The sequence below is a fragment of the Saccharothrix longispora genome, assembly GCF_031455225.1.
In the GTDB taxonomy this organism is placed as follows: Bacteria; Actinomycetota; Actinomycetes; order Mycobacteriales; family Pseudonocardiaceae; genus Actinosynnema; species Actinosynnema longispora.
Map to the genome: position 1 here is coordinate 4180169 of NZ_JAVDSG010000001.1, position 14783 is coordinate 4194951.

The window sequence follows — 14783 nt, forward strand, 5'->3', positions numbered from 1 at the left end:
GGCGACGACCAGACCGGAGACGACCAGACCGGAGCGGCGGTCCGCGGGGGCGCGGGCCGCCGCTCCGGCTCGTGGTGCGGGTGCCGCTACGCGCGGGTCTGCTCGGTGATCCAGGCGAGGTAGTCGGTGTTGCCGCCGAGCACCGGCAGGGCCAGCACCTCGGGCACGTCGTAGGCGTGGCGCGCCTTGACGAACTCGGTCAGCTCGTCGACCCGGTCGTAGGCGGTCTTGATCCAGAGTTGCCATTCCCGGTCCTCCTGGACCGCACCCTCCCACCGGTAGACGCTCCGGATCGGACCGCTCACCTGCACGCACGCCGCCAGGCGTGCCTCCACGACGGCCCTCGCCAGGGTGCCCGCCGCGTCCTCGCTGTCGGTGGTGGTGATGACCACGACGTGGTTGTCGCTCATCTGCCGGAGCGTAGCCGGCCGTCACTCCGCGGCCATTTCGTCCTAACCATACGAGTGATGAAATGGGCACAGGTGTTCGAATAGCCTGGATTCATGGACGTGTCGCCCGCGCTGCTCTCCGACGATGGTGTGTTCGCCGCCATCGCGGAGGTCGAGGCATCGCTGCGCGCACTGCACGTGCGGCGGTTGCGGTTGCTGGCCGAGGTGCTGCGGCGCGGGCTGGACGCGGATGCCTACCGGCGTCTGGTGCGCGCCGACACGCGGGAGGTGAAGCGGTGGACGGCGCAGGTGACCCTGTTCCTGCCCTCCACCAGCCCCACCGGCCAACCACTCCCACCCCTGCACCCCGTGACGGGTGCGGTGTTGGAGGAACTCTCCGACGGGCACCTCACCGAATTGGCGCGGGCCATCTCGCTGCGCCTGCCGGACGGGTCCGAGGAGATCCTGGTCGAGGCCGCGCGGTCGGTGGAACCGAAAGCCGTGCGGCAACTCGCCGACCGGATTCGAGACCGCGCCGAACAGGACCGCGTCGATGAAGTGGACGAACCCGCCGCCGACCCCGGCGACGTGCTGCACCTGCGCGACCTGCCCGGCGGACGACTGGAGTTCTTCGGTGAATTGTCCGCCGAGACCGGGGCGCGGTTCACCGCGATGCTCGAACCACTCGCCGCACCCCGCCCGGACGGCCCGCGCGACGCGGCACGACGCAGGGGTGAGGCGTTCGCCGACCTGATCTCACTGGCGTCACGCTCCACCGACCTGCCGTCGGAGGCCGGAGAGCGACCGCACATCAGCGTCACCATCGACCACGACACCCTGCGTCGCGGTGTCGGGCACGCCTTGTTGGACGGCGACCGGCACCTCAGCGCGGCACAGGCCCGCCGCATCGCCTGCGACGCCAAAATCCTCCCGGTCGTACTCGGCGGCGACTCCGAAGTGCTCGACCTCGGCCGCGCCAAGCGAACGGTGAGCGTGGCCCAGCGCCGGGCGCTGCACGCCCGCGACCGGGGCTGCGCCTTCCCCGGCTGTCACCGACCACCCAAGTGGTGCGACGCCCACCACGTACGCCACTGGGCCGACGGCGGGTCCACCGACCTGTCGAACCTCGTCCTGCTCTGCCGCACCCACCACAGCCTCATCCACCACTCGCAGTGGCACATCACCACCACCGGCGGAACACCGACCTTCATCCCACCCCGACACATCGACCCCGCACAGAGACCACGCCAGAACCTCCTCCACCGACCACCCGCGGTGGCGGCGTGAGTCGCGGCCCCGGTTCACCAGGACAGGTCGTGCCGCGTTCCCGGGCGCACCCGCAGCACTTCGACGCGTTCCCCGTGCCGCAGCACGACCTCACGAGCCGTGCGGGCGGTGATCGCGACCGCCTTGGGTTCGCCGCCGCGCCAGTGCAGGTCCACGGTGAGGCCGCCGCGCGCCCGCAGGCCGGTGACGCTCCCGTGCCGCCACCGGGTGGGCAGCGCGGGCAGCAGCTCCACCACGCCGGTGTGGCTCTGCACGAGCATCTCGGCCACGGCGGCGGGCAGGCCCAGGGAGCCGTCCACCTGGAACGGGTCGGCCGCCACCAGGTTCTCGCAGCGGGGCATGGCGGCGAGCAGCGACGCGGCGCGCGTGCCGTCGCCCAGCCTGGCCCACAGGGCGGCCTTCCACGCGTGCGACCAGCCGGGGCCCTCGTCGCCGCGTTCCTCCAGCACCCGGCGGGCGGCCTCGGCCTCGGGGGTGCCGCGCCGGATGCGGCTGCCCGGGTAGAGGCCGACCAGGTGCGACACGTGCCGGTGCCGCGGCTCGGTTTCGGGCGCCTCGCGGGCCCACTCCAGCAGTTGTCCCCGGGAGCCGATCGGCAGCGGCGGCAGGCGGTCCAGGAGGGAGGTGTCGACCGGCAGGTCCAGCACCTCCCCCGCCTCGCGCAGTCGGGTGAACAGCTCCCACACCAGGGTCAGGTCCATGGTGGAGCCCACGCCCACCGCCACCGGGTTGCCGGACGGGCCCTCGTAGTGGTTCTCCGGTGACGTGGACGGTGCGGTCGTCAGGACGCCGTCGTGCTCGAACACCCACGAGCGGCAGAAGTCGGCCGCGCCGAGCATCAGCGGCCAGGCACGGGTGCGCAGCCACTCCGCGTCGCCGGTGAAGGCGTAGTGCTCCCACAGGTGCAGGCACAGCCACGCGCCGGCCATCGGCCAGTTCGCCCACGCCGGGTCACCTTGCACGGGGGTGGTCAGGAACCACGGGTCGCTGTTGTGGTGGGCGCACCAGCCGCCCGCGCCGTACAGCGATCGGGCGGTCTCCGCCCCGTGCCGGGCGAGTCCGTCGACGAAGTCGAACAGCGGTTCGTGGCACTCGGGCAGCCCCGTGGGTTCGGCGGCCCAGTAGTTCATCTGCGTGTTGATGTTGAGCGTGTAGTTCGACCGCCACGGCGGGTCGGCGTGCGGGTTCCACACGCCCTGGAGGTTCGCGGGCAGCGTGCCGGGTCGGGACGAGGCGATCAGCAGGTACCGGCCGTACTGGAACAGCAGCGCGGCGAGGGCCGGGTCGTCGGCGGGCCACTCGTCCACGGGCGCGTCGGGCGCGGGGCCGAGGTCGAGCGCGACCCGGTCGAACAGCGCCCGGTGGTCGGCGACGGCCCGGTCGTGGAACTCCCGCCACGGCGGCGGGTCGGCCAGGCCGGCGTAGAAGACGACGGCGCCCGGTTCCTCGACCCGGGTGAGGGGCAGCGCCCGGTCCACGTCCGCCGTCACGTGCGGCGCGCCCTCGACGCGCACGGCCAGCGCGTGGTGCTCGGAAGAGCACACGGCGACCTGCCGGACGCCCTCGGAGTAGCGCACGGCCGCCACGCCGGTGCGCAGGTCGAGCGACCGCTCGTAGCCCTCCCCCGGTTCCAGGCCGCGCACCCGGAGCGTGCCCAGCGGCTGGTAGACGCCGGTGTCGGGCCCCTGGACGGACCGCAGCAGCTCCTCGGCCCCCTCCGGGTCGCCCGCCAGCACGGCCTCGCGGGCGGCGAGCACCCGCGCCACGCCGTCGACGGGCCGGGCGGGTCCGCCGGACCACATCCGGTCGTCGTTGAGGTCGAACCGGCCGGTGCCCCAGCACATCGCGCCGAACCGACCGCTGCCCAGCGGCAGCGCCCCCTCCCACCGCTCAGCGGGACCGCTGAACCAGAGCCGCGACACCGAACCTCCCCAGGGTCAGCGAACCGGACACGACCGCGCCGGACAGCAGGTCGTCGTGCGCGCCCGGCACGTCCACCCGCACGTCGGCGACGCCGTGGTTGACCAGGAACAGCACCTCGCCGCGGCGCACCGCCTCGACCCCGCGCGGCACCGCGAGGACCGGGTCGACGCCGGCCTCGGCGAGCACCCGGTCGAGCAGCGCGCGGGTGCCCTCCGGTGACGGCCGGGTGCCGACGTACCAGGCCGTGCCCGTGCCGAAGCGGTTGCGCAGCACGACCGGCACCCCGCCGTCGACCAGCGACGCGACCACCTCGGCGCCCTCGGCGCGCAGGTCGTCGCACCAGGAGTCCGCGGTGAACCCGCCCAGTGAGGCGGAGGCGCACCGCACCACCTCGTCCGGGCCGAGCGGCGCCATCTCCTCGACGCGCAGGCCGAGCAGCTCCCGGAACGGGGCCGGGTAGCCGCCCAGGCGCACCCGGTCGTGCTCGTCGACCACGCCGGAGAAGAAGCCCATCACCAGCGTGCCTCCGCCCTCGACGTAGGACATCAGCGGCACGGGGTCGCGGACGAGGTACAGGTTGGGCGCGACCACCAGGCGGTAGCGGGTCAGGTCGGCCTCCGGGTGGGCGAAGTCGACCGCGACGCCCGCGTCGAACAGCGGCTCGTAGAAGTCGCGCACGCGCCTCAGCACGTCGAAGTCGGCCGACGGGTGCGCGTCGAGCCGGGCCGCCCACCAGCTCTCCCAGTCCAGCACCACGGCCACCGACGCGGTCACGTCCGTCCCGGCGACCGGCGCGAGGGCCACCAGGTCCGCGCCCAGCGCCACGACCTCGCGGAACACCCGGCTGTCGGGTCCGGCGTGGGGCACCATGCCGGAGTGGAACTTCTCCGCGCCGCCCGCGGAGGCCCGCCACTGGAAGAAGCACACCGCGTCCGCGCCGCGCGCCACCGCCTGCACCGACTGGGCGCGCAACTGGCCGGCGGGTTTGGGCGGGTTGCGGCGCCGCCAGCTCACCGCGCTCGTCGCCTGCTCCATGAGCAGCCACGGCCCGTCCTTCAGCGACCGCATCAGGTCGAAGCCCAAGGCGCTGACCACGTGCGCGGTCGGGTCGGCCGGGTCGGGGTACCAGTCGTGCGAGACCACGTCCTCCTCGCGCGCCAGCGCCCAGTAGTCCAGCGGCGCGTCGAGGCCCATGAAGTTCGTGGTCACCGGCACGTGCGGGGTGTGCCGGCGCAGCACGTCGCGCTCGGCGGTGAAGTGCTCCAGCAGCGCGTCGGAGCAGAACCGGGCGAAGTCGAGCCGCTGACCGGGGTTGATCAGGTAGGGGGCGCGGCGCGGCGGCACGACCTCGTCCCACTCCCCGTAGCGCTGGCTCCAGGCCGCGGTGTGCCAGGCCGCGTTGAGCGCGTCCAGGGAGCCGTGCCGGGCGCGCAGCCACGTCCTGAAGTGCTCGGCGGTCACGTCGCAGTGGCACACCTGGCCCAGTTCGTTGCCGACGTGCCACAGCGCCAGCGCCGGGTGGTCGCCGTACCGCGCGGCCAGGTCGTCGACCAGCGCCAGCGCGTGCTCCCGGTACACCGGGGACGACGGGCAGAACTGGTTGCGGGAGCCGTAGGACAGGCGGTGGCCGTCGAAGTCGACCGGCAGCGTCTCCGGGTACCGGTGCCCGAGCCAGGGCGGCGGCGACGCGGTCGGCGTGGCCAGGAAGACCTCGATGCCGCCGTCGTGCAGCAGGTCGAGGACCCGGTCCAGCCAGCCGAGGTCCCGCTCCCCCGGCCGCGGTTCGATGCGCGACCAGGAGAACACGCCCACGGTCACCGTGGTCACGCCCGCCTCGCGCATCAGCTCGACGTCGCGCGGCCACACGTCCTCGGGCCACTGCTCGGGGTTGTAGTCGCCGCCGTACCGCAGCCGCCCGTCCGCGAGCCGGGTCATCCCTTGATCGCCCCCACGATCACGCCCTTGGTGAAGTGCTTCTGCACGAACGGGTAGACGAGGAGCACGGGCACGACCGCGATCACCACCACCGCCATCTTCACCGCGAGCGTCGCCACCAGGCCGCCGGTGCCGTCCAGCGTGGAGTCCGCCGGGCTCGCGCCGGGGATCGGCTGGCCCTGGAGCACGTAGGCGCGCAGCACCAGCTGCAACGGCCACTTGTCGGTGGAGTTGAGGTACAGGAACGCGTTGAAGAACGCGTTCCAGTAGCCGACCGCGTAGAACAGCGCGATCACCGCCGTCACGCCCTTGGACAGCGGCAGCACGATCCGGGTCAGCACCCGGAAGTCGCCCGCGCCGTCGATGCGGGCGCTGTCCACCAGGTCCTGCGGGATGTTCATGAAGAACGACCGCAGCACCACCAGGTTGAAGGCGGCCACCGCGCCGGGCAGCACGAGCGCCGCGTAGGTGTCGAGTAGGCCCAGCGACTGCACCAGCAGGTAGGTGGGGATCAGGCCGGGGCCGAACAGGAACGTCAGCAGCACCACGAACAGCAGCGGCCGGTGCGCGAACGAGCCCGGCCGGGACAGGCCGTAGGCGGCGAGCAGCGTCACGACCACGCTGAACAGCGTGCCGACGACCGTGATGCCGGTGCTGACCAGCACGGACCGGGTGACGGTGCCGCCGGACAGCAGTTCGGCGTAGGCGCCGAGGGTGAACCCGTCCGGGACGACCACGAGACCGCCGGCCTCGGTGATGGCGGTGGACGGCGACACGCTGGTCAGCACCACCACCCACAGCGGGAACAGCACGGCCAGCAGCACGACGCCGACCACCACTGCTTTCACGGCCCGGCCGAGCCGGGTCGGGGCCTCGTCCCACGCGGGGCGCACGGCTGCGGTCATCGGGAGTACACCCCCTGCTCGCCGACCAGGTGCGCGACCTTGTTGGCCGCGAGCACCAGCGCCAACCCGACGAGGCCCTTCACGAGGCCCGCCGCGGCGGCGTAGGAGAAGTCCGAGTTCACCACGCCGGTGAAGTACACGTACGTGTCGAGGACTTCGGCGGTGGCCGCGCCCACGGCGTCGCGCTGGAGCAGGAACTGCTCGAAGCCCACCGTGAGCGCCTCGCCCAGGCGCAGGATGAGCAGCAGCACGATCACCGGGATCAGCGCGGGCAGCGTCACGTGCCACATGCGCCGCCACCGGCCCGCGCCGTCCACGGCCGCCGCCTCGTACAGCGAGGTGTCCACGGTGGACAGGGCGGCCAGGAACACGATCGCGCCCCACCCCGCGTCCTTCCACACCGACTGCGCGGTGACCAGGACGAGGAACAGGTCCGGGTCGGTCATCACGTCCACCGGGGAGAACCCGTGCGAGCGCAGGAACTGGTTGAGCACGCCCGCGCCGCCCAGCATCTGCTGGAACAGCGTGATGACCAGCACCCAGGAGAAGAAGTGCGGCAGGTAGACCACGCTCTGCACGAACATCCGCAGCCGGGGCGAGAGCAGGCTGTGCACGAGCAGCGCCAGGCCGATCGGCACCGGGAAGTAGAACACCAGCTGGAACGCGGTGATCGTCAGCGTGTTGGCGGTGGCGTCCCAGAAGGCGGGGTCGCCGACGATCCGCGCGAAGTTCGAGAACCCGACCCACTGGCTGCCCGCGATGCCGACGTACGGCGAGTAGTCCTGGAACGCGACCGCGTTGCCGAACAGCGGCACGTAGTGGAACACCGCCAGCAGCACCACGGCGGGCGCCACCATCACCAGCAGCGCCCAGTCGCGGCGCAGCCGGCGGGCCCAGGCGGCGCGGCGGGGTGGGGACGCGGGGCGGCCCGCCGAGACGGCGGGCCGCTCCAGCAGGTCAGCGCCCGGCATCGGTGAGCGCCTTGTCGTAGAACTCGCGCAGCTCGTCGCCGCCGGCCTTGCGCCAGTCCTCGGCGAGCTTGCCGACCTCGGAGACCGGGGTGCGCCCGCGCAGGATGTCGTTCGTGCGGTCCTCGAACTGCTTGGGCAGCTTGGAGTGCTCGGCGGGCTCCTCGATGCGCAGCCCGAACGTGGGCGGCTTGACCTGGTGCTGCTGGGCGTCGGCGAGCCAGGCGTGCAGCGACTCGACGTAGTCGGGGTACTGGGTCTCCACGATGGCGTCCGGCGGTGAGGCGAGGAAGCCGTAGGTGAGCGTGATCTCCTTGCGGCCCAGCTCGTTGAGGTCGGGCGCGCCGCCCGCGCCGCGGGCGCTGTGCTTGCCCTCGGTGCCGTAGCGCAGCAGGAAGTGCTCCTCGGTGCCGATGGGCGCGGCGGCGAAGTCCGCCACCTTCAGCAGCTCGCGCACCCGGTCGTCGGGGAGGTCCTTGCGGATCAGGGTGACCATCGCGGTGGGCGGGCTCACCGGGTAGGACGGTTCGCCGCCGTCGTGCGCGAACAGCGGGAAGGCGTCCATGCGGAAGCCGGGGTTGGTGGGCCGCTGCTGGGCCAGCGCCTCGCGCCACGCGCCCAGGCCGTCCTGGTAGACGAGCATCTGCCCGCCCGCGAACAGCTCCTTGACGCGGGTCGTGCTGCCCGCGACGAGGTCGGGGTGCACGTACCCGGCGGCGTACAGCGACTGGGTGAACTTGACCGCCTCGGTGTACGCCTCGGTCTCGATCTTGTTGACGACCTTGCCGGAGGGGTCGCGGCTCCAGTCGCCCGGGTCGCCGAACATGCGGATCATCGAGCGGAACACGTCGCCGACGGCCCACCGGTTGGCGCCGGGGTCGTTGACCTCCTTGCACAGCGCCACGAACCCGTCGGCGTTCTTCGGCGGTTCGACGCCGAGCTGCTCGAAGACGTCGCTGCGGTAGAACATCGCCTCGGGGAACGGCTTGTCCGGGAACGGCACGCCGTAGAGCCGGCCGCCGTAGACGCACGCGTGCCACGCGTCGGTGGGGATGTTCGCCAGCAGCGGGTAGTCCTTCACCTTGTCCCCGGCGAGGAAGTCGGTCAGGTCGCGGAACACCTCACCGACGCCCTCGCTGAAGCGCGGCGGGATGGTGAACGTCGGCATGACGGTCATCTCCGGCACGTTCCGGCCCGCCATCATCGCGGCCAGCTTCGCCGCGTAGTCGCTGCCCTGCACCAGGTCGAACTTCACCACGCCGCCGAGGCGCTCGTTGACGACGTCGTAGTAGGAGTTCTCGCCCAGGCCCGGCGGGACGGGCCAGAACGCGGGGGTCATGGCGGTGACCTCGCCGCCCTTGAGCGGCTTCTCCTCCACCGCCGCGACGAGCGTGTCCGGGAACTTCAGGTAGCCGGGCGCGGAGCCGTTCACGCCGGGCAGGTCGGGCTTGGCGAACTCGACCGGGATGTGCGCGGGCAGCACCTTGGCCAGCGCGTCGGCGTCGAGCGCGCTGCCGGTGTGCTGGGCGGCCGTGCCGCCGCAGCCCACCAGGAATGCGCCGCCGACTGCGGCCGAGAAGCCGAAGAAACCTCTGCGGGTGAGGTTGTCCATGGTGGAAACGCCCCTTTGCGTCGGGTCAGAAGGGTTGTGCGCCGTCGCGCACGAAGAGGGGGATGCGGTGCAGCGGCGCGTCCGCCAGGACGGTCCGCCCGCCCTCGTGGACCTCACCGGTCGCGTGGTCGGTCCACCGCGCGCCCGCCGGGAGGTGCACCTCCCGGGACCGCTCGCCGTGCCGGTACACCGGCGCGACGAGCAGGTCCGGGCCGAACAGGAACTGGTCGTCCACGGCCCAGGCGGCCTCGTCGTGGGGGAAGTCGACGAACAGCGGCCGCATGGGCGGCAGGCCGGTCTCCGTGGCGACGCGCATCTGCTCCAGCACGTAGGGCCGCAGGCGCTCGCGCAGCCGCATCGCGGCGGTGATGTGCTCGTACGCCTCGTCACCGTAGGACCACACCTCGTTGGGTCCGCCGGTCATGGTCGGGTGCAGCGGCACGTCGGGGTCGCGGAAGCCGTGCAGCCGGAACAGCGGGCACAGCGCGCCGTACTGGAACCAGCGGACGATCAGCTCGCGGTACTCGGGTGAGGCCTGGTCGCCGCCGTGGAAGCCGCCGATGTCGGTGGTCCACCAGGGGATGCCGGACAGCGCCACGTTGAGCCCGGCGCGGATCTGCGCGCCCAGGGACTCGAAGGTGGCCGGGATGTCGCCGGACCACAGGGCGGCGCCGTAGCGCTGGCTGCCCGCCCACGCCGAGCGGTTGAGGGTGATGATCTCCGTCTCGCCCTCGGCGCGCATGCCCTCGAAGAACGCCCTGGCGTTGTTCACCGGGTAGGCGTTGAGCACTTCGAGGCCGGGGCCGTCGTGGGTGAGCAGGTTCTCCGGCGCGCCGGGCTTCAGCTCGGGTTCGCACGCGTCGAGCCACCACACGCGCACGCCGTGGTCGTAGTAGTGGCGCTTGACCCGGTCCCAGACGAACGCGCGGGCCTCCGGGTTGGACGCGTCGTAGAACGACACGCCCACCTCGCCCTCGACGCCCTTGTCGGGCCAGTCGGCGTGCACCGGCGGTCCCTGCTCGGTGGCGATGAACAGGCCGCGCTCCAGCATCACCGGGTAGTTCTCGGACAGCGGGCTGACCGAGGGCCACACCGACACCATGAGCTTGACGCCCATCCCGTCCAGCTCGCGCACGGCGGCGGCCGGATCGGGCCACTCGGCGGGGTCGAAGCGCCACTCGCCCAGGTGCGTCCAGTGGAAGAAGTCGACGACGATCACGGACAGCGGCAGGCCGCGGTCGCGGTACTCGCGGGCGACGGCCAGCAGCTCCTCCTGGGAGCGGTAGCGCAGCTTGCTCTGCCAGAACCCCGCCGCCCACTCGGGGAACTCCGGGGCGTGACCGGTGGCGTCGGCGTAGTTGCGGAGCACGTCGGCCGGGTCGCCGGCGGTGAGCCAGTAGTCGATCTGGCGGGCGCTGTCGGACACCCAGCGGGTGCCGGTGCGGCCCAGCTCGACGCGGCCGACGGCGGGGGTGTTCCAGAGCAGTCCGTAGCCGCGGCTGGACACCAGGAACGGGATGGTCACCTCGGCGTTGCGCTGCACCAGCTCGACGACCGACCCCTTCTGGTCGAGCAGGCCGTGCTGGTGCTGGCCCAGGCCGAAGAGGCGTTCGCCGTCGTAGGCGCGGAAGTTCTGCGCCACGCGGTGGTAGCCGTTGCCGGTCGAGGTGAACAGCCGGGAGCCGGGCCACCAGAAGTGGATGCGCTCCTCGGCCAGCAGCTCGGTCTGGGTGTCCTCGCGGACGAACCGCAGCAGGCCCTCGCCCAGCTCCACGCGCAGCTTCCCGTTGACCAGGACCGCGCTCGCCTGCCCGACCTTCACGTCGACCTCGGCGTCGGGCCGCCCGACCAACGCGCCGGGCACGTCGTCGCGCACGCCGGTCAGCCCCACCCGCACGCGGACGGCGTCGGGTCCCCACGCCTCCACGCGCACCACCTGGTGGCCGTCGCGCCAGTCGAATCCGCCGCTGATCTCGCGCAAGCCCATCCGGTGTTCCTCCTGTTGAGTTCGAAGCGCTTCGACGGCGCCCGGCGGAGCGGGCCGGGGACGCGGGGTCAGCGCGTGGTGCTCGCCCGCTCGGTCAGCCGTGGCGGCAGCAGCGTGAGCGGGGGCGTCGGGGTGCGGTCGAGCTTGGCCATCAGCAGCGCGACCGCGTGGTGGCCGAGCTGCTCGGCGGGCACCGCCACCGAGGTCAGCGGCGGCATCAGCCGCTCGGCCTGGTCGTCGGGGCAGATCGCGATCACCGCGATGTCGTCGGGCACCTTGCGGCCCAGCGTGCGCAGCACCTCCACGACCGAGGGCAGGGCGGCCTCGTTGTGCACGACCAGGCCGGTCACGGCGGGGTGCCGGTCCAGCAGGCCGGTGATGGCCACGCGCACCGACTCGTGGTCGGGTTCGGTGGGCAGGGTCGTGGAGGCGACGCCGCGGCGCATGGCGGCGGCGCTGAACCCGGCCATGGTGCGGTGCGCGAAGCCGGTGTCGCGCTGGTAGACCGCGCGCGGCGCGCCGACGAGCGCCAGGTAGGTGTGCCCGAGGTCGGCCAGGTGGTCCACGCAGCGGGCGCCCGCCTCGGCGAAGTCCAGGTCCACGCACGTCAGCCCGGCCGCGTCGGCGGGGAAGCCGATCAGCACCGAGGGCCGGTCCAGCTCCCGCAGCACCGGCACGCGCTCGTCGTGCATCTCCACGTCCATCACGAGCAGGCCGTCGACCTGGGCGCTGCCCGCCACCCTGCGCAGACCGGCCGCGCCCTGGTCGGCGGTCACCAGCAGCACGTCGTGGTCGTGCCGGCGGGCCGCGTTGGCGACCGCGACGACGAACTGCATCAGCACCGGCATGTGCATGCCCTCGCGCACCGGCAGCACCAGCGCCAGCACGTTGGCCCGGTTGCTGGCCAGCGACCGGGCGCCCGCGTGCGGGTGGTAGCCCAGTGCCCGCACGCTCGCCTCGACCCTGGCCTTGGTCGCCGTGGAGATCGAGCGGCGCCCCGTCAGCACGTACGACACGGTGCTGGGGGCGACCCCGGCGTGCCGCGCGACATCGGCGATGGTGACCACGTCAACGCACCTCCCTCACCCGCACGCCCGCCGCCGCAGCGGTGAGCACCAGCGACGCGCCGTCGCGCCGCGAGACCCGCGTGCCCGGCGGCGCCGACCGCTCGCCGTCCACCACGTCGTGGAACGCGATCCAGCCGCCCTCGCGGGTGAACTCCACCTCGTCGTCCACCAGCCGCACGCCGTCGCAGTCGTCGAAGTCGACGGCCCGCAGCACCCCGGCGCGCGGCGCGATCACCTCGCCCTCGACGTCGATGTCGAGGCGTGCCCTGATCTCCCGGGACGAGGAGCCGACGGCCAGCTCGTAGCGACCGGTCTCGACGACGCGGCGCCCGGTCGTGACGTCCCAGTGCCACAGGTGCCCGACGGGCAGCTCGACGGTCGCGGTCTCCCCCGGTTCGAGGTGCACGCGCCGGAACGACTGGAGCCTGCGCACGGGCTGCCGCACCCTGGGCCGCCGGGCCGACGAGTACAGCTGCACGACCTCCGCGCCGGGCACGAGGCCGGTGTTGGTGATCGACACGCGGGCGACACCGCCGTCGTGGGCCAGGTCCGAGTAGCCGAACGTCGCGTAGCCCAGGCCGTGGCCGAACGGGAACAGCGGGTCGCCGGTGAAGTACAGGTACGTGCTGCCCGCGCGGATGACGTCGTAGTCGAGCACGTCGGGCAGGTCGTCGTCGGAGCGGTACCAGGTCTGGGGCAGCCGGCCGGACGGCGAGTAGGCGCCGAACAGCGCCTCGGCCACGGCGCGGCCCTGCTCCTGCCCGCCGTGCGCGGTCCACACGACCGCCGGGAGCCGCTCCTCCTCGCCGTCGAGGGTGTACGGGTAGCTGCTCACCAGCACCAGCACGGTCCTCGGGTTGGCCTCGCGGACCGCCCTGACCAGGTCGAGGTTCGGCAGGCGCAGGGTGGTGCGGTCCTGGGTCTCGCGGCCGTTGACGTGCGGGTCGTTGCCCAGCACGAGGACCGCGACCTCGGCCCGGGCGGCGACCTCGGCCGCGGCGGCGGTCCCGTCGACCACCAGCTCCACGGTGAACGGACCGATGTCGGTCCCCTGGACCTTGTTGCGCAGGACGACCCCGTCGTCGGTGGGGCGCGGCTCGAACAGCTCGCGCACGTCCCAGCCGCCGGGCGTGACGGCCTCGGCGACCAGCGTGCCGTCCTGCCGCACCCCGAGGTAGCGGCGCGACGCCACGTCCCGCAGCGTCCACACCCCGTCGCCCCAGTCGAACCGGTCGAACAGCGCCCGGTCGCCGAGGCCGACGACGCCGCCGCGCACCCCGAGGTGGCGGCCGTCCGCCGCGCGCAGCGCGATCCGGTCGACGCCCTCGTGGTGGGCGACGGTCGCGAACTGCTCCAGTCCGGTGCGGACGGTCACCCGGTAGGGCGGGGTGCCGCTGTACCAGTCCTCGAAGACGGTGTCCGCGTGCGTGCCGATGACCGCCAGGTCCACACCGGACCGCAGCGGCAGGAAGGAGTCGTTGCGCAGCAGCACGACCGCCTGCCGCGCCGCCTCCAGCGCCAGCTCGCCGTGCGTGCCGATGACGTCGGACGTGATCGCCGCGTACGGGTTGCCGTCTGCCGGGTCGCCGGCGGGGTCGTCGGCGGGCGGGTCGAACTCGCCCAGCCGGAACCGCAGCGCCAGCACCCGGCCCACGGCGCGGTCGACGACCCCCTGCTCCAGCAGGCCGTCCTCGATCGCGGTGGTGACGCTCGCGATCGTCAGGGTCGGGTCGGCGTCCTGGTCGGTGAAGCTGTCCAGGCCCGCGTTCAGCATCGCGGCGTGCGCCTCGGCGTGGGTGGGCAGGTACGCCTGCACCCCGGCCACGTTCGACGGCGCGTAGGCGTCGCTGACCGCGGCCAGGCCGTCCGGCGCGCACGGCCGCAGCTCCGCGTCCAGCAGCGGGGTCAGGTGCGCGGGGCGGCCGTTGACCAGGTTGTAGGCCAGCATCACGGCGACCGCCGCGCCCGCCTCGACCGGGCCGCGGAAGCACGGCAGCTCGTACTCGTGCAGCACGCGGGGGCGCAGGTCCGACGACGTCGTGCAGCGGTCGTCCTCGTTGTTGTAGCCCAGGAAGTGCTTGAGCGTGGGCGCGGTGCGCAGGTAGCGCGGGTGGTCGCCGCGCAGGCCTCGGGCGTAGGCCGTGCCCATCTCGGCGGTGAGCACCGGGTCCTCGGAGTAGCCCTCCTCGTTGCGGCCCCAGCGCGGGTCGCGCAGCGGGTTCACCACCGGCGCCCACACGTTGAGGCCGTGCGCGACGGGGTCGCGGTGGTGGAAGCCGCGCGCCTCGACGCCGGTCGCCTCGCCGACCCTGCGCACCAGGTCGGTGTCCCACGACGCGCCCAGGCCGACCGCCTGCGGGAACACGGTGGCCTCGCCGAGCCACGCCACGCCGTGCAGCGCCTCCAGGCCCGTGCGGAACTCGGCGAGGCCCAGTCGGGGCACGGCGGGTTGCCGCTGGTGGAGCATCGCCACCTTCTCCTCGGCGGTCAGCCGGCCGAGGAGGTCGGCGACCCTGGTCTCCACCGGGAGCCCCGGGTCGCGGAACGGCAGCGGGTCCACGGCACACCTCTCGCGCTCGTCGAATTCGTCGAATGTCCAGGTATGTGAATCGAAACGATTCGATTCGTGACCGGAGATCACCCCGTTCGGCTCAGCGGCGGGGGTGCCAAAAATGTGGCACAGGTCTCCGAGTCGAGTCAACACCGAAGT

The 14783-nt window shown here is 73.0% G+C and carries 10 protein-coding genes; 1 reads left to right on the forward strand and 9 read right to left on the reverse strand.

The window, feature by feature from the left end; all coding sequences use genetic code 11:
• Window positions 1-86 precede the first annotated feature (86 nt).
• Window positions 87-410: a divalent-cation tolerance protein CutA gene (gene cutA, locus J2S66_RS16655; protein WP_310308006.1), complete on the reverse strand. Its 324-nt coding sequence runs from the start codon at window positions 408-410 to the stop codon at window positions 87-89.
• Window positions 411-503: 93 nt separating this feature from the next.
• On the opposite strand from cutA, the gene J2S66_RS16660 reads away from it, so the two are divergent.
• Complete coding sequence (locus tag J2S66_RS16660; RefSeq protein WP_310308007.1) at window positions 504-1676, forward strand: HNH endonuclease signature motif containing protein; 1173 nt, start codon at window positions 504-506, stop codon at window positions 1674-1676.
• 14 nt (window positions 1677-1690) lie between these two features.
• Here the strand turns inward: J2S66_RS16660 and J2S66_RS16665 are convergent, their stop codons facing one another.
• The 8 genes from J2S66_RS16665 to J2S66_RS16700 all read right to left on the reverse strand — a co-directional run bounded on the left by J2S66_RS16665 (window position 1691) and on the right by J2S66_RS16700 (window position 14633).
• Complete coding sequence (locus J2S66_RS16665) at window positions 1691-3598, reverse strand: glycosyl hydrolase family 95 catalytic domain-containing protein (RefSeq protein WP_310308008.1); 1908 nt, start codon at window positions 3596-3598, stop codon at window positions 1691-1693.
• Entirely contained in the window at window positions 3567-5534 is a 1968-nt protein-coding gene (locus J2S66_RS16670) for a beta-galactosidase (RefSeq protein WP_310308009.1), read from the reverse strand. The genes J2S66_RS16665 and J2S66_RS16670 overlap by 32 nt, the downstream gene beginning before the upstream one ends.
• The gene (locus J2S66_RS16675; RefSeq protein WP_310308010.1) at window positions 5531-6439 is read right to left on the reverse strand and encodes a carbohydrate ABC transporter permease; all 909 of its coding nucleotides are present in this window, start codon (window positions 6437-6439) and stop codon (window positions 5531-5533) included. Before J2S66_RS16675 ends, J2S66_RS16670 begins: the two co-directional genes overlap by 4 nt.
• Window positions 6436-7410 (reverse strand): ABC transporter permease, encoded by a 975-nt coding sequence (locus J2S66_RS16680; RefSeq protein WP_310308011.1) that lies wholly within the window; start codon window positions 7408-7410, stop codon window positions 6436-6438. The genes J2S66_RS16675 and J2S66_RS16680 overlap by 4 nt, the downstream gene beginning before the upstream one ends.
• Window positions 7397-9019 carry an extracellular solute-binding protein gene (locus J2S66_RS16685; RefSeq protein ID WP_310308012.1) on the reverse strand — a complete coding sequence of 541 codons (1623 nt, stop codon included), beginning with the start codon at window positions 9017-9019 and terminating at the stop codon, window positions 7397-7399. Before J2S66_RS16685 ends, J2S66_RS16680 begins: the two co-directional genes overlap by 14 nt.
• Before the next feature lie 25 nt (window positions 9020-9044).
• Window positions 9045-11006, reverse strand: a complete 1962-nt coding sequence (locus tag J2S66_RS16690) for a glycoside hydrolase family 31 protein (protein ID WP_310308013.1) — start codon at window positions 11004-11006, stop codon at window positions 9045-9047.
• A 68-nt stretch (window positions 11007-11074) separates the two neighbouring features.
• Window positions 11075-12073 carry a LacI family DNA-binding transcriptional regulator gene (locus J2S66_RS16695; protein WP_306750909.1) on the reverse strand — a complete coding sequence of 333 codons (999 nt, stop codon included), beginning with the start codon at window positions 12071-12073 and terminating at the stop codon, window positions 11075-11077.
• Window position 12074: 1 nt separating this feature from the next.
• Window positions 12075-14633: a beta-glucosidase family protein gene (locus J2S66_RS16700; RefSeq protein ID WP_310308014.1), complete on the reverse strand. Its 2559-nt coding sequence runs from the start codon at window positions 14631-14633 to the stop codon at window positions 12075-12077.
• Between the last annotated feature and the right edge of the window lie 150 nt (window positions 14634-14783).